We start from the raw sequence: 15,676 nt of genomic DNA, 5'->3' as shown, positions 1-15,676 counted from the left end.
ACAGTTCTAGTTTACCCCAATAACGCCTTCCCTTGTGCCAACGCAGCATCCAGCCCCGACGAATCGGAACCGCCTGCCGTAGCAAAAAATGGCTGGCCACCGCCACCGCCTTTGATATTTTTCGCCAGCTCTTTCACTACTTGACCAGCATTCAGATTTTTACCCTGAATCAGTGAATCAGGTAGCATCACCGCTAGTTGTGGCTTGCCATTGATATCAGCGCCAAGAACAACAGCGAGGTTATCTACTTTCGCTTTCAGATCATACGCCAGTTGTTTCAGGGCGTCAGCATTCGGAACGTCGACCCGCTCAACCAGGCGCGAATGACCATTTACGACTTCAACTTTATCCAACAGTTGGTTTTTCAGTTGCTGAACCTTCTCGTTTTGCAACGCTTCTACCTGCTTCTGCAAGGCAGTCCGTTCATCAAGCAACGCTTGAACGGCTTTAACAATATCTTTAGGCGCTTTCAGTAAGTCTTTCAACTCGCTTACCACAGCCATCTGTTCGTTAATCAAGGCTTCGGCACCCGCTGATGTTTTGGCTTCAACCCGACGAATACCCGTCGATACAGATCCTTCGCCCGTGAACTTGAACAGGCCAATATGCCCCGTTGCTGGCACGTGTGTACCCCCACAAAGCTCAACAGAGTAGCTAGGATCGAACGTGATAACACGCACAAAATCACCGTATTTTTCACCGAACAGGGCCGTTGCGCCTAATTCTTTGGCTTGTGCGATAGGGACATTTCGCTTCTCATCGAGCTTGATATCTTCACGAATTTTCTCGTTTACGATACGCTCCACTTCGGCCAACTGCTCATCGGTTACTTTAGTAAAGTGCGAGAAGTCGAAGCGCAGGGCATCGGGACCAACGTACGAACCTTTCTGGCCAACGTGTGAGCCTAACACTTCGCGCAAAGCCGAATGCAACAGGTGCGTAGCCGAGTGGTTGCTGGCAATCAAACCCCGACGAGCGTTGTTGATAACGGCATACACCGTATCAGCTTCGGTCAGTAGATCGTCAATACCGGTTACGTCCTGAACAATGTGAATACTCAGGTCATTTTCTTTCCGGGTATCTATCACAGTCAACGTACCAATCTGGTCCGAACCTTTGAACAACTCAAGTACGCCCGTATCGCCAATTTGTCCGCCGGATTCAGCGTAGAACGGCGTTTTATCCAGAACAACCTGAATCTGAGTTCCCTGTTTGTTCTGAATCTTCCGGTACTTCACCACATGGGCATAGGCTTCAGGCTGGTCGTAACCCACGAATTCAACTTTATCAGTTTCGGCCAGTTCGATCCAGTCACCAGCTGATGACGTTGCATCTTTCCGCGAACGGGCTTTCTGCTCCTGAAGGGCTTTCTGGAAGCCAGCTTCGTCGATACTCAAGCCTTTCTCGCGGGCAATCAGCGCCGTTAAGTCAGCCGGGAAGCCAAAGGTATCGTTCAGTTCGAATACGGTTTCGCCCGGAATTTCTTTGGTGCCTTTGCCACTCAGGTCGCTAATGATCTGATCTAATCGGCCCAGCCCTGTACCCAGTGTCCTTAGGAATGCAATTTCTTCTTCCCGAATAACTGTTGCCACGAAATCACGCTGGGCGTTCAGTTCGGGGAATACGTCGGCAAACTGCATGGCCAGCGTAGGTACAAGTTTAGTCATGAACGGTTCGGTCAGGTTCAGGTACGAATACCCATACCGAATAGCCCGACGTAGAATCCGTCGGATCACATAACCCGCTTTCGAATTAGACGGAACCAAGCCATCGGCAATAGCAAACGATACGGCCCGAATATGGTCAGCAATAACGCGCATCGCTACATCGGCCATATCGGTTCCGGCACTGTATTTCAGGCCCGATAGTTCTTCGATTACGTGAATCGTGCCCGAGAAAACGTCGGTATCGTAGTTCGATTTTTTCTGCTGAATGGCCATGCACAACCGCTCGAAGCCCATACCCGTATCGACATGGCGGGCAGGCAGCGGCTCCAGCGAACCATCGGCTTTACGGTTGAACTGCATGAACACGAGGTTCCAGATTTCAACAACCTGCGGGTGATCGGCGTTGACGAGTTCTTTACCAGGTTTCTCGGCAATTTCTTCCGGCGACCGCAAATCCACGTGAATTTCGGAACAGGGGCCGCAAGGGCCGGTATCGCCCATTTCCCAGAAGTTGTCTTTTTTATTGCCGTAAATAATCCGGTCTTCGCCAACAATGGGTTTCCACAAATCGAAGGCTTCCTGATCGAACGGAACGTTGTCTTTATCGTCGCCCTGAAATACGGATACGTACAACCGATCTTTCGGCAGTTTATAGACTTCCGTTAGTAACTCCCACGCCCAGGTAATGGCTTCTTTCTTGAAATAATCACCAAACGACCAGTTGCCGAGCATCTCGAACATGGTATGGTGATAGGTATCGAACCCTACATCTTCCAGATCGTTATGCTTACCCGACACCCGCAAACACTTCTGCGTATCAGCAACCCGCTTGGCTGGAGGTGTCCCGTTGCCGAGGAAAAAATCTTTAAACTGCGCCATGCCCGAGTTATTGAACATCAGGGTGGGGTCGTTTTTGGCAACAAGCGGAGCCGAAGCAACAATCAGGTGTTGTTTTGAGCGGAAGAAGTCGAGAAAATGCCGACGAATTTCGTGGGAAGTCATTATTGTAAGTTCCAGGTTCACAGTTTCAAGTTCCAGGTTTTATCAGTCAACATGAAACCGGACCGGCAGCCCGGCTGAAACATGGAACTTGAAACACTACGTTAATTCAGCAAAATTACGGTAAAACTTGCAGGTTTAGTCGAACGTCAGCAAGTTTGTGACATGGAAGGTTCTGGTAAATTGTATTATGGCATTAAGGAAGTCGCCGATATGTTCGGCATTAATGCCTCTAAACTGCGTTATTACGAAAAGGAATTCCCTACACTTCAGCCTAAGAAAAACCGCTCTGGTGATCGGGTGTACACGCAGGAAGACATTGACCACCTTACCGAAATTCTGGATTTAATTGATCGCCAGAAATATACGCTTCCCGGTGCCCGCGAATTTTTAAAAGCCAAACTGGAACGGCGTCAGGAAAACGCCCGCTACATCGCCAAATTGAAAAAAATAAAATCATTTATGGTCGAGTTACGCGAAGCGTTGGATAAATCTCAGGAAACCAGCAAAGGGCCTGAGGAGTAAGCAATTGACCCAGCTTCCTAGACTTTAGAAGGCGCTAAGCCGTACATTTTTTTAAAGGCAAATGAAAAATGGGACAGGTCTTCAAAGCCCAATTCCAGGTACACCTCCGACGGGGCCTTTCCTTTTTCTTTAATCAGATAATAGGCTTCCTGTAGCCTTTTTTGGAGTAGCCATCGACTCGGCGATACATGAAATATCTTTTCAAAATCTCGCTTGAACGTTGCCAGACTTCTTCCCGTCAAATACGCAAAGCGTTTTAATTCCACGTTGAAGTGAAAGTTTTTGTTCATGAAGCTTTCCAGGTCCAGCTTACCCGGCTCCGAAAAATCAAATAAAATGTGCCTTAATTCCGGGTTTGCCTGTAAGATGATTAAAATTGCTTCTTTCAATTTTATAGCCTGTAGATTTTCATTTACGGCTTGATTCTCCTGCAAATAAGGCAGTAACGAATCCATAAAGCTCTTGTACAACGCATGCGGCTTTAGCTCCAGAATGGCATCGGTTTCCTGATGAGCCTCGGCTTTATAGCCATATTCAATACTGAATTTGCGCAAGGTTTCCTGGTCGAGATAAATGGACAGCGACTTAAACTCACCATTTTCGGGAGGCTGTTTGAAGAATTTCACGAGGTGGTTCCGACGACTAAACCGAAAATCACCTTCCTTAAATACATAATCTTTCAGCCCGTCCGTCATGGTGAGTGTACCAGCAATCTGGTAACTAAACACATGTTCCGAGATGAACTGCTCCCCTTCCCTGCTGCGGGTGTAGTAACAGGAATAGACGATTTTTGACGCCCGCTTAGTTTCTGCCCGTGTAATCATAAGACTCTCTTTTTGACAGGATTCACAAGATTAACCGGTTTGTATTGATTCTAGCCATCCTGTTCATCCTGTAAATCCTGTCAAAAAAAATTATGCTTTAACGAATGTTTTACCCAATGTAGTATCGAAAAAATTGACAGCTTCGTCGTGATCGGTGGAAAGACTAACTGGAAGCCATTTTTCCAACTCATTCTGACGTGCAACATCGGCCTGTTTTACAATACCGATGGCTTCGCTGCCTAGAACCAGATGAACAGGTGGCTCAGGACTTTCAACCAAGTCCACCATTACTTTTGCCGCTTTTTCGGGATCACCCACCGGAACAAAATTTCCTCCTTTAATGAAATCCGCCCGTTGATCGACAGTCGTTTCATAGCCTTCTACGGCTGGTGCATAGGTCATAGACGCTCCGGCCCAATCGGTCCGAAAACCACCCGGTTCTACACTGGTTACCCGAATACCCAATGGCGCTACTTCCTTGGCCAGCGCTTCACTGAAACCACCTAACCCAAATTTAGCGGCCTGATACATCGTTAAACCCGCATTACCAACTCGACCACCCACCGAACTAATTTGCAAAATACGTCCCGAACGCTGTTTCCGCATATAGGGCAACACAACCCTCGTTATTTCGATGGGGGCGTAGAGATTAGTTTCCAACTGGCTACGCACCTGCTCATCAGTAAAGGCTTCAGCAGCTCCGATTATACCAAACCCAGCATTGTTGACCAATACATCGATCCGGCCAAAATGCGTTATAGCGGCCTCAACTGCTTTGATAATCTGCACTTTATCGGTCACATCTAACTGAATGGGGTAGATCTGATCTGGATAGGTTTTGGTGAGGTCTTTTAGCTGCTCCAGGTTGCGAGCCGTTGCGGCAACCTGATCGCCTTTCGCCAAAACAGCTTCTGTTAAACTACGTCCCAGACCTCTGGAACTACCGGTAATAAACCAAACTTTTGTCATTATCATTGAATTTTATTTTTGACAAAGGTCTGGCGAATTAACCCGGCCTGCTTTGTTGAAACGCTCAAAGTTCGTTTGTTAAAACGCTCATGCTTGTAGCGTGGGGGGAAACCCGCGTAGCCGAAGGTTAATTGTTCTTTGCTCTTCAACTTAGCCTTCGGCTACGCGGGTTTCCACCCGCGCTACAAGTTCCTATTCAAAAAAAGAAGAAGTTTACGCACCAATACAAGTGACTATTCACCAATAAAGTGTCTAGTAAAAGAACTTACTCTGATCTTCATTCTGTGTCCACCGATACTCAACACCAAATTGCCCTCACACTTGTACCGGGCGTAGGGAGCATTCTTATTCGGCAACTGATTAGCTATTGTGGCTCGGCAACAGATGTCCTCCGCTCACCACTAGGCAGATTACTGAAAGTGCCCGGTATTGGCGAGGTAACGGCCCGAGCTATTCTGAAATCGGATGTCCTGACCGAAGCCGAACGAATTCTGAATCGGTTAGAAAAAATGAGCGCCACTGCCTTATTCTATACCGAAAAGACGTATCCAAGTCGTTTAAAAGCACTTTATGATGCACCAGCCTTACTCTATTTTCAGGGCAAAGGCAACCTGAACACGTCCCGAACAATTGGTATCGTTGGTACTCGACAAGCTACCGATTATGGCCGACGCATTACAAATGAAATCATTGAAGCGATCGCTCCTTTGGGCGTAAATGTCATCAGTGGTCTGGCCTACGGGATCGACATTGCAGCCCATCGTTCCAGTTTAGCCAATGGCCTGCCCACAATTGGTGTCATGGCGAGTGGGTTAGACGTTATTTACCCAAACGTGCATCAGAAAACAGCGCAGGACATGCAGCCATTAGGTGGCTTACTCACCGAAAGTCAACCCGGTACCAAACCAGACGCCCATCTGTTTCCGGCCCGAAATCGGATTATTGCTGGTTTAAGCGATGTAGTGGTGGTCGTAGAAGCTGCGGCTAAAGGCGGGGCCTTAATTACAGCTGAGTATGCCAATAACTACCACCGTGAGGTATTTGCAGTACCAGGCCAATTAAACCAAGCCTTTTCGGCAGGTTGTAACAAACTCATTCGAGAGAATAAAGCGCAGATTTACACCAGTCCCAATGATATTATCGAAGGCCTAAATTGGGATCAATCGACTAAACAAACCAACGAGCAGAGTTCACGTAACAGGATAGTACCCGCCTTACCGCTCGACTTGACTGACGAAGAGAGTCAGATTCTGGCCTTACTCCGCCAATGTGAGAACATCCATATTGATGAGTTAAGCTGGAAGAGTCAGATGCATATGGGAAAACTAGCCTCCTTACTCCTCAGCCTGGAATTTAGAGGATTTGTACGTTCACTACCAGGTAAAAAATATGCTCTTGTGTATGTATAAAGGACCAAAGATTGATCGGCGATTTTGAACAATTTAGATTCTATAGATTCTTGGAATTCTATTGCACCTACTAAACACTGAGTATACATTCGGAAATATTTATAGATTCTATTTTGCCAACTATACCGGTCTTTGCTCCCTAAGTAGCATTGAGTACTTCTACTAGTTTAGTATATTCATTAAAAGTTACTTTAATGCAATATTAATCAATATTATATTAACATAAATTCCATATATTTACAAAATAACTACCCATAAATATATAAATAGAACGCCAGTCCATTTAGTTAATTCTACCCAATTCTGCATAAACTATTGACAATTAGGAAATTATTCGAATTTCAATCGCTGCCTTTCTGTAGCGAACGGGCTTTTCGTTGAACTGGTTGCCGGTACAATTAATAGAAATGCCTTTTAGGTTTGATTTGATTCGACGCGAGTCATGCCAATCTAGTACAGTTATTAACTCCTATCTATAAAACGCTATTGCCTAAAATCAGGCTAGTTTACACCCTGATCTATACCGACTGACGCTTTGTCTTATGACCATTTCGTTTGTAAATAAGCTACATCTGAGTAGTATTTTTCTTACTCTGTCCGGTTCGCTGATCGGAGTATTGTTTTTCCAAACTATTCAGGATCAGCAACAGGAGTCTCGCTGGGCTCGCGATAAAAACAAACAGATTCAGCAATTGCTAACGCTTGAGAACTTACTCGATGATGCGGAATTAGCTCATCGTTCTTTCTTAGATACGCAGAGCCAGACGTTACTGCTGGCTTATTCAACGGCTCAGGAACAGGCAAGAGAGACAATTACCGAACTCAAGGCGACACCCAACGACTTACAACAAACCCAGCGACTGCTCCAGCTCGAGCAGACCATGCAACGTCTGGTCCAAATTCGAAGCAGCCAGCACACGGTCAATGCCTCAACGAACGCTATTGATGCCAATCAATTAAAAAAGCTGGAGGCTGCCGAGTTAACGAGTAGTGATAAACAACTCACGCAGATTCTTCGCGAAGCACAACGGGAATTAAACCAGCGGGAAGAGAAGATGCAGGCGCTCATTAAAACGCTTACCAAAGGAGCCGTTGCGGCAACCGTAATTCTGTTTGCGGTAGCCTTAGTGCTTACCTACTTCTACGCGCAGGAGTTCAAACGCCATCGCTTAGTAGCCGCCCAGCTTCATGCCAACGTAACTGAATTAGAAGCGCTTAATCGGGATAGCGACAACCGAAACTGGATACTCACGGGAACAACCGCGCTCAATGAAGCGATGCAAAACCAGCAAGACCCCAAGGTGGTTGCCAGGAATTCACTCCAAACCCTTAGCCAATACCTGAATATACCTGCTGCGGGGTTTTATCTGTGCCAGGAACAAGACGGGGAACCGCATCTGCAATTGACCGCATCGGTAGCTTTATCTCCGAATGCTCCTCAATCTTACCGCATCGGCGAAAGTTTGGTTGGGCAGGCAGCCACACGTCGAGATATTTTGGTAATTAATAATGTTCCGGCTACCTATTGGGCTATCCAATCAGGAACAGGACAATCTACGCCGGGGCAGGTCGTCTGTGTGCCTTTATGGTATGGTAACGAATTGAAGGGGGTAATCGAACTGGCTAATTTCCAACCCCTGGCAGACAGAAATCTATCGTTGCTAAAAGATATTGCCAGTGATATTGCCATTGCGTTGAGTACGGTTCAGGCCCGGCAACAGATGAGTCAATTACTCCGTCAGGTGCAACAGCAAAAGGCAATTCTGGAGAACCAGCAGGAAGAACTCAGGCAGACCAACGAGGAGCTAACACTGCAAGCCGAGAATTTACAAGCGTCGGAAGAAGAATTGCGCGTGCAGGAAGAAGAGCTCCGCCAAACCAATGCCGAGTTAGAAGAACGCAACCGATCCATTGAACTAACCCGGCAAACGCTCGTCAGTCAGGCGCGGGAGCTGGAAGAAGCCAGCAAATACAAATCCGAGTTTCTGGCCAACATGTCGCATGAGTTGCGAACGCCACTAAATAGTGTCTTGATTCTGGCTTCGCTGTTGGCGGAGAATAAATCGAACAACCTGACCGACAAGCAAATCGGTTATGCTAACGTCATTCATAAATCCGGGGCCGATCTCCTCGAACTTATTAATGATATCCTGGATTTATCGAAAATTGAAGCGGGTAAAGTAGAATTGCATCTCGAACAAGCATCAGTCAGCAGTATTGTCGACGATTTACGACAATTGTTCTCGGTGGTTGCCGATCAAAAAGGCGTTACGTTCCATACCCATGTTGATGAAGCCGTTCCTGCGTTGATCCATACCGATAAACAGCGGCTTGAACAAACCGTCCGAAATTTACTCTCGAACGCCTTTAAGTTCACACCCAAAAATGGCTCCGTAACGCTCTCGCTGCGGGTCGAAAAGCCTTCGACTACCTTAACGAATCTGGCTTTACGGCAGACCGATCGGGTCCTTGCTCTTTCGGTTTCCGATACGGGAATTGGTATCCCAAACGACCGGCAACAGTTAATTTTTGATGCGTTTCAGCAGGCCGATGGGTCAACCAGTCGTAAATACGGTGGTACTGGTCTGGGGCTTTCTATCACCCGAGAGCTGATTCGGCTGCTACACGGCGAGGTCCAACTTCAAAGCGAAGTAGGTAAAGGCAGCACATTTACGCTCATATTCCCGTTAACGGGTAGCGATTTACCGATTTCAGCGCCATCGACTATCAATCAGCCTGTTGTAACAGCAACGAAGCCTGCTCAAGCCGTCGAAAAAACGGCTGATGTTCAAGAGTTTGACGATCGGAAAACGATTCAAAAAGACGATCAGGTGATGCTGATTATTGAAGATGATCTGTCATTTGCTCGAATCGTCCGCGATTTTGCCCGCAGTCGGCACTACAAAACAGTTATTGCCACCCAGGGCGACGAAGGATTAAAATTCGCTCGTAGCTACAAACCAGCCGCGATTATTCTGGATATGCAATTGCCCGTCGTAAACGGCTGGTCCATTCTGAACGAACTGAAGAACGATGAAGCGCTGAAACATATTCCGGTACATATCATATCGGGCATGAACGACCTTCGGTTGCCTGGCGATGGCGCTCTGACCTACATTCAGAAGCCCGTTAGTGCCAACGATTTAAACCAGATTTTCACATTAATCGGGACCCAGTTAAGCGGAAAAGTAAAAAAGGTGCTTGTCCAATCGGGCAATTACCTTAAAGACGACGCGCTCCGCCATGTGATCGAACAGCGGCATCTGGAACTGGAATGCGATTATGTACTGACGGACGAAGAAGTTGTTCAGAAGGTGACCGAACAAACCTATGACTGCCTGATTGTCGATATGGGCCACGATTTGAAGCATGGCATTAAGGAACTTCGCCAGTTAAAGTCGGCCTTGGCGTCGAATCCGATGCCGGTTATTATTTACATTGATGAAGATTTAAGCCCGGCTAATGAGCTTAAACTCAAAAAGTTATCGGATGTCGTTATTCGGGAGTCATCTCAATCCATCGACCGGCTTATGGATGAGTTGGAACTGTTTCTTTACAAGGTTCAGGAAGAGAAGAAGAAGCCCCTCCCCCAGCCCAAAGTAGAACCGATCAGCCAGAATCTGGAAGGCCGGAAAGTGTTACTGGTCGATGATGACATTCGCAACATTTTCGCGCTCAGCACGCTATTGGAACAAAACCAGATGAACGTTTTAACGGCCGACAATGGTCGGGAAGCACTGGAAATGCTTCAGCAGCATACCGATACCGACATCGTACTGATGGATATTATGATGCCCGAAATGGATGGTTACGAGGCCACCCGGCGTATTCGGGAAGACCTGAATATGACCAAATTGCCCATTATCGCCCTCACAGCTAAGGCCATGCCCGGCGACCGGGAAAAAGTTATTGAAGCCGGAGCCTCCGACTATATTCCTAAACCCGTCGATAAAGGCCAGTTGTTCTCCCTGATGCGTGTCTGGTTGTCGCACTAAGTTTATGAATCAGCATCCAATTGTAACGTCGGAAGAGCTGACCAAAATCATCTACCTGATTCATCAGCAATATGGGTATGATTTCAGCAATTACGCGCGGGCTTCGCTGGAGCGCCGGGTCGTTCGATGCATGCAACAAGCGGGTCTGCAAACGACCTACGACCTAAAATATAGCTTAACCAATGACAAATCATTTTTCGATTGGTTTCTGCAATCGCTGACGGTTAACGTTACGGAGATGTTTCGAGACCCGGCATTCTATCGGGACTTGCGCGAGAAAGTACTCCCTAAACTGGCGAGCTATCCTGTCATTAAAATCTGGCATGCGGGTTGCGCCACTGGCGAAGAAGTTTTCTCGATGGCCATTCTGCTCGCTGAAGCGGGCTTACTAGAGCGCTCTAAACTGTACGCGACCGATCTGAATCCGGCCAATCTGGACCAGGCCCGGCAGGGAATCATACCCATGCAGCAGATGAAAGCCTACACCGATAACTACATGCAGGCGGGTGGTAAAAACGCATTCTCGTCGTACTACACAGCTCGCTATGAACACGTTATTATTCGGAAAGAGTACCGCTCAAATATTGTGCTAGCGCAGCACAATCTGGCTGTCGATCAGGTGTTTAACGAATTCCAATTAATCTGTTGCCGGAATGTGCTGATCTATTTTGACCGGCATTTACAAAATCGGGTATTTCAACTATTCCACGACAGTTTATCGCCCCTGGGTTACCTGGCTATTGGCACGAAAGAGTCGATTCAGACGGCCGATGTGCGAACACAATTTGAAACAATCAGTTTACCGACACGTATTTACCGACGTAAGCAATGAGGCTAACAAACGATATCGGTCTGGTAGTTATTGGCGGTTCGGCTGGCAGCATTCCGGTTATCGCCGACCTGCTCCAATCACTCCCGAAACCTTTCACGGGAACCGTCATTCTGGTTGTGCATCGATTAAAAAATACGCCAAGTGAACTGTATAAATTATTCCTGGGCGACGAGGAAAGCCTTCGTGTATGCGAGCCCAATGACAAAGACCCCGTTCGGTCTGGCTACGTGTATCTGGCGCCCCAGAACTACCATCTCCTGATTGAAGCCGACGAAACGTTTAGCCTGGATTACTCAGAACCAGTTCATTTCAGTCGACCATCTATCGATGTCACCTTTGAGTGCGTTGCCCGTGTATATACTCATCGGGCAACGGCCATTTTACTCAGTGGTGCCAATCGCGACGGAGCCGATGGGCTGGGGTGTATTCAGGCCCACGGAGGAGTCGGCATCATTCAGGACCCTGCTTCAGCCGAGTATCCGGCCATGCCTTTGGCCGCTATCGAACAAAATCAACTGGCGCTTGTCTTATCGCCAGACCAACTCAAGGCACATCTGCAAACGCTACTTCAACCCATACAGAGCTTATGATCTCCAATAATACAGAAAACGAATTTACCATTTTACTGGTCGATGACCGGGAAGAAAATTTACTGGCGCTTGAAGCCATACTGGCAACCGATAACCGCAGGTTTTTGAAGGCCACTTCGGGGGGCGATGCCTTACGAAAGGTCCTCAAAAATGAGTCGATCGGCCTGATTATGCTGGATGTACAAATGCCTGAAATGGACGGATTTGAGGTAGCACACTTGCTGAAAGCGAACCCCAAAACAAAGGACATCGCCATTATTTTCGTGACAGCTATCAGCAAAGACGAGCAATACGTCATGAAAGGCTTCGATGAAGGAGCCGTCGATTACCTGCAAAAACCGCTGGATATCAACGTAACGAAGGCGAAAGTGAATGTTTTTGAGCGCCTGTATCGCTCCCAGCAGGACTTGAAACAAAGCTTGCAACACATCGAGCGGATCAATAAGCAACTGGAAAAATTTGTGTACGTGGTGGCCCATGATCTTAAATCGCCTTTAACGGGCATCATAGGCGCCATGTCGCTACTGGAAATGGCCGCCGAAAGTCCTGCGGGCATTCAGCAGGAGGAACTGCTCGACTACATAACTCACTCAAAGGAAGCGTCGTACTACATGTCGAACATGGTCAATTCGCTGCTCGATTACTCCCGCAAGAGTATGGACCAACAGGCCATTGAAGAAGTTGATGTGCAGGAGTTAGTTGAACAAATTGCCCGGCTCCTGTTTCCGCCCAAACATATTAAAATTCGGATTCATGGGCCATTACCCGTTCTGAACACCCGGAAATTAAAGCTCCAGCAGGTACTCCAAAATCTGATTAGCAATGGAATCAAGTACAATGATAAATCGGAAGGGCTGATTGAAATCGGTTACCGTGATTTTACAAACCATGTTGAGTTTTTTGTGCGAGACAATGGCCGGGGCATTGCCTCAGACGAACAGAGTACTATTTTCAATCTGTTCCAGAAAGCGTCGAATAGTGCTACAGCAACGGCCGAAAGCAGTACTGGTGTTGGCTTGTCTATCCTGAAATTACTGGTCGAAGAACAGGGTGGTCGAGTGTGGGTTAGCTCTTCGCCACAAGAAGGAAGCACCTTTTATTTTGAGTGGAACAAGTGAGCAATCGGAGGTGGCTATTCCGGAATTTCGACAGCTGAATCTGCGACTGCCTACCGTAAAATTAATTTACCCGTGTTTCAAAAAAAAAGCTGTTGCTAATGGGCGAAATTTGTTTACTTTATTAGATTTTTATAACCATATAGTTAATTTTAAAGACCAACAAATGATTATTTATTACTTTTACAGACCAACCTTACATTCCCTATGAAAAATTTATATACTGTTTTAGTGATTGAAGATGACTCATTTATCCGTAAAGTTCTGCGACAAACGCTAAAAGATGACTTTGAAGTCGTCACAACAGAGAATGGCATGGAAGGAATGGCTTGGTTAGAAGAAGGCAATCATGTCGACATCGTTCTGTCGGATATCCAAATGCCGCATATGGATGGCAAAAATCTGATAGCCATGCTCCGGTCCAGCCCGACCTTCAAGAGCCTGCCGATTATCATGCTCTCTACGTTTGCCGATAGCGATACGCGTATTGCCTGCCTGAACATGGGAGCTGATGATTATATCATTAAGCCTTTTAACCCAATGGAGGTAAAAACCAAGATATCGACCGTATTGCGCCGGGTCGAAATGAGTAGGGTGACGCAGCCTAATGTTGATTAATACACTACGATTGCATTCCGATACTGATTATGAAGGCCCAAACCTCAACTACAGCCCCTTTTCGGGTACTCTATGTAGAAAATGATGAACAGCAGGTAAAAGCTTTTCAGAAAACCTTTCAATCGCAGGTTGAGGTCGTAAGCGTACCTGATGGCTGGTGGGCAATTGCCTATCTAGATAGCAATGCTCCGATCGATCTGATCCTGTTTAACGACAACTTCAACACGCTTGGCTTTTTGAATGCCTTTAAAGCAAAATTAAGCCGCATGAAAATCCCGATCGTTCTTCTCACCGATCAGGAGCATATCGACATCACCGCGGAGCCGTATCATGGGTATGTGATCGATGCATTCCCGTTCAATTATTCGGAGAATGCTTTTCGGATTCGGTTGAGTTACCTGATCCAGAAACGGGATTATCAACAGAATGGGCGGGTTGTTCATAAGCCCGTATCGGTCCGGATGCCCATCGGAAAACGAGCGTTCGATATTGGGCTTTCGTTCACGATCCTGCTCATGATATCGCCGTTGTTACTAGTTGTGGCTGCCCTGGTAAAACTCGACTCACCTGGGCCGATATTCTACGGATCGAAACGGGTAGGCATGGGTTTCAAGATATTCAATATGTACAAGTTTCGGACGATGAGTACGGGCGCCGACAAGCTGCTGGCGGGTATGGCATCGCAGAACATGTACAATAAAGTTGTTGAGGAAAAGCCCGAAGACGAACTATGCGAAACCTGTCGGCTGGCCAATACGCCTTGTCAACGTCCGTTGTTTCTGGATCAAAAGCAGATTTGTGAAACCCAGTATCATCGCCAGCAACAGGCCAAAGCGATGTTCAGCAAGTTTAAGGAAGACCCACGGGTGACCCGCTTAGGCAAAATCCTGCGGAACACTAGTATCGACGAATTGCCTCAGTTGTACAACATTTTGCGGGGCGACATGTCGTTTGTAGGCAATCGGCCTTTACCGTTATACGAAGCCGAAAAGCTCACAAATATTGGCTACGCCCGTCGTTTTGCCGCTCCGGCCGGTTTAACCGGTTTATGGCAGGTAACCAAACGAGGCAAAGAAAAAGTCTCGGACCAGGAGCGTATTCAGCTCGATGTATTGTATGCCAAACAGTTTTCCTTACGTACCGATCTGGTTATTCTTGTGAGAACCCTGAAGGCAGTATGGCAGAAGGAGAACGTATAACCACGCCCCTGATTTCGCTGATCACCATCAATTATAAGCAGGCCCAGGTTACCTGCGATTTGCTGGAATCAACGAAGGTATTGACCTACCCTCGCTTCGAGGTGATTGTGGTCGACAATGGGTCCAATGACGACATTGCCGAACGGCTGCAACAGGGCAATTATCCGCACGTAAAACTGGTGGTCAGCCCCGAAAACCTTGGTTTTTCGGGCGGCAATAACCTGGGTATCCGGCACGCACAGGGCGACTATTTTTTCCTGCTGAACAACGACACCATCGTTACGCCGAATTTGCTGGAGCAACTGATGATTCCGTTTGCGCAATACCCGGATGTTGGCGTTGTATGCCCTAAAATTCGGTACCATTCGCAACCCAATGTTATCCAGTACGCGGGTTATCGGCCGTTAAACATCTACAAAGGACAAACCTGGGCAATTGGTCTCAAAGAACCCGATCAGGGGCAGCACGACCAGCCAGGGCCAACCTGGTTTGCGCACGGGGCCGCTATGCTGGTTAGTCGGGCGGTGCTGGAACGAGCAGGCACGCTCGATGAGAGCTTTTTTCTATATTACGAAGAATTGGACTGGTCGGCACGGATACGGAAGGCTGGTTTTCAGATTTATTATCAACCCGATGCCCTGATATATCACCGGGAGTCCATGAGTGTTGGCAAAGCAAGTGCCATGAAGGTCTACTACCACACGCGGAATCGGCTGTGGTTTATGCGCCGAAATGTGTCGGGCTTTCCGCTGCTGATTTTTTATCTGTATTATTTTTGCATGGCGCTCCCCAAAGCATTGGTCAAATACACCGTATCCTGGCAACCAACGTACCTAAAAGCCGTAAAGGATGCCATTACCTGGAATTTGACGCATACAACGAAGCCAACAGCAGTTGTATCGATGCCAGTGGCCATGGCGGGTAACTAAAGACA

General features: G+C 47.2%; 12 protein-coding genes. 9 read left to right on the top strand and 3 right to left on the bottom strand.

What is annotated here, in order from left to right:
- Positions 1–11: 11 nt before the first annotated feature.
- Positions 12–2,669, bottom strand: a complete 2,658-nt coding sequence (gene alaS / locus ACYVGR_RS08925) for an alanine--tRNA ligase (RefSeq protein WP_460955648.1) — start codon at positions 2,667–2,669, stop codon at positions 12–14.
- 162 nt (positions 2,670–2,831) lie between these two features.
- Here alaS and ACYVGR_RS08920 point away from each other — a divergent pair, with 162 nt between their 5' ends.
- Positions 2,832–3,191 carry a MerR family transcriptional regulator gene (locus ACYVGR_RS08920; protein ID WP_460955646.1) on the top strand — a complete coding sequence of 120 codons (360 nt, stop codon included), beginning with the start codon at positions 2,832–2,834 and terminating at the stop codon, positions 3,189–3,191.
- A gap of 17 nt (positions 3,192–3,208) precedes the next feature.
- On the opposite strand, the gene ACYVGR_RS08915 is transcribed toward ACYVGR_RS08920, so the two are convergent.
- Together ACYVGR_RS08915 and ACYVGR_RS08910 are read right to left on the bottom strand one after the other, a co-directional pair.
- On the bottom strand, positions 3,209–4,015 hold the full coding sequence (locus ACYVGR_RS08915) for a helix-turn-helix domain-containing protein (protein WP_460955644.1): 807 nt from the start codon (positions 4,013–4,015) through the stop codon (positions 3,209–3,211).
- Positions 4,016–4,105: 90 nt separating this feature from the next.
- Complete coding sequence (locus tag ACYVGR_RS08910) at positions 4,106–4,984, bottom strand: oxidoreductase (protein ID WP_460955642.1); 879 nt, start codon at positions 4,982–4,984, stop codon at positions 4,106–4,108.
- Positions 4,985–5,268: 284 nt separating this feature from the next.
- Between ACYVGR_RS08910 and dprA the strand changes: the two genes are divergently transcribed.
- The 8 genes from dprA to ACYVGR_RS08870 all read left to right on the top strand — a co-directional run bounded on the left by dprA (position 5,269) and on the right by ACYVGR_RS08870 (position 15,671).
- Positions 5,269–6,393, top strand: coding sequence for a DNA-processing protein DprA (gene dprA / locus ACYVGR_RS08905; RefSeq protein WP_460955640.1), 1,125 nt, complete (start codon positions 5,269–5,271; stop codon positions 6,391–6,393).
- Positions 6,394–6,935: 542 nt separating this feature from the next.
- On the top strand, positions 6,936–10,388 hold the full coding sequence (locus tag ACYVGR_RS08900) for a hybrid sensor histidine kinase/response regulator (RefSeq protein ID WP_460955638.1): 3,453 nt from the start codon (positions 6,936–6,938) through the stop codon (positions 10,386–10,388).
- A 4-nt stretch (positions 10,389–10,392) separates the two neighbouring features.
- Positions 10,393–11,220: a CheR family methyltransferase gene (locus tag ACYVGR_RS08895; RefSeq protein WP_460955636.1), complete on the top strand. Its 828-nt coding sequence runs from the start codon at positions 10,393–10,395 to the stop codon at positions 11,218–11,220.
- Positions 11,217–11,810 carry a chemotaxis protein CheB gene (locus ACYVGR_RS08890; RefSeq protein WP_460955634.1) on the top strand — a complete coding sequence of 198 codons (594 nt, stop codon included), beginning with the start codon at positions 11,217–11,219 and terminating at the stop codon, positions 11,808–11,810. The genes ACYVGR_RS08895 and ACYVGR_RS08890 overlap by 4 nt, the downstream gene beginning before the upstream one ends.
- The gene (locus ACYVGR_RS08885) at positions 11,807–12,928 is read left to right on the top strand and encodes a sensor histidine kinase (protein WP_460955632.1); all 1,122 of its coding nucleotides are present in this window, start codon (positions 11,807–11,809) and stop codon (positions 12,926–12,928) included. The genes ACYVGR_RS08890 and ACYVGR_RS08885 overlap by 4 nt, the downstream gene beginning before the upstream one ends.
- Before the next feature lie 204 nt (positions 12,929–13,132).
- On the top strand, positions 13,133–13,543 hold the full coding sequence (locus tag ACYVGR_RS08880; protein ID WP_460955630.1) for a response regulator transcription factor: 411 nt from the start codon (positions 13,133–13,135) through the stop codon (positions 13,541–13,543).
- Positions 13,544–13,572: 29 nt separating this feature from the next.
- Positions 13,573–14,742 (top strand): sugar transferase, encoded by a 1,170-nt coding sequence (locus tag ACYVGR_RS08875; protein ID WP_460955628.1) that lies wholly within the window; start codon positions 13,573–13,575, stop codon positions 14,740–14,742.
- Positions 14,721–15,671 (top strand): glycosyltransferase family 2 protein, encoded by a 951-nt coding sequence (locus ACYVGR_RS08870; RefSeq protein ID WP_460955626.1) that lies wholly within the window; start codon positions 14,721–14,723, stop codon positions 15,669–15,671. Before ACYVGR_RS08875 ends, ACYVGR_RS08870 begins: the two co-directional genes overlap by 22 nt.
- The last annotated feature ends 5 nt before the right edge of the window (positions 15,672–15,676 follow it).

Source organism: Spirosoma litoris (genome assembly GCF_054776755.1).
The sequence above is the reverse complement of the archived record's forward strand: the minus strand, read 5'-3'. Positions and strand labels throughout refer to the sequence as shown.

Coding starts and splice junctions, on each gene's coding strand:
- alaS (WP_460955648.1), bottom strand. CDS start 2,669: ATGACTTCCCACGAAATTCGTCGGCATTTTCTCGACTTCTTCCGCTCA.
- ACYVGR_RS08920 (WP_460955646.1), top strand. CDS start 2,832: ATGGAAGGTTCTGGTAAATTGTATTATGGCATTAAGGAAGTCGCCGAT.
- ACYVGR_RS08915 (WP_460955644.1), bottom strand. CDS start 4,015: ATGATTACACGGGCAGAAACTAAGCGGGCGTCAAAAATCGTCTATTCC.
- ACYVGR_RS08910 (WP_460955642.1), bottom strand. CDS start 4,984: ATGACAAAAGTTTGGTTTATTACCGGTAGTTCCAGAGGTCTGGGACGT.
- ACYVGR_RS08900 (WP_460955638.1), top strand. CDS start 6,936: ATGACCATTTCGTTTGTAAATAAGCTACATCTGAGTAGTATTTTTCTT.
- ACYVGR_RS08895 (WP_460955636.1), top strand. CDS start 10,393: ATGAATCAGCATCCAATTGTAACGTCGGAAGAGCTGACCAAAATCATC.
- ACYVGR_RS08890 (WP_460955634.1), top strand. CDS start 11,217: ATGAGGCTAACAAACGATATCGGTCTGGTAGTTATTGGCGGTTCGGCT.
- ACYVGR_RS08885 (WP_460955632.1), top strand. CDS start 11,807: ATGATCTCCAATAATACAGAAAACGAATTTACCATTTTACTGGTCGAT.
- ACYVGR_RS08880 (WP_460955630.1), top strand. CDS start 13,133: ATGAAAAATTTATATACTGTTTTAGTGATTGAAGATGACTCATTTATC.
- ACYVGR_RS08875 (WP_460955628.1), top strand. CDS start 13,573: ATGAAGGCCCAAACCTCAACTACAGCCCCTTTTCGGGTACTCTATGTA.
- ACYVGR_RS08870 (WP_460955626.1), top strand. CDS start 14,721: ATGGCAGAAGGAGAACGTATAACCACGCCCCTGATTTCGCTGATCACC.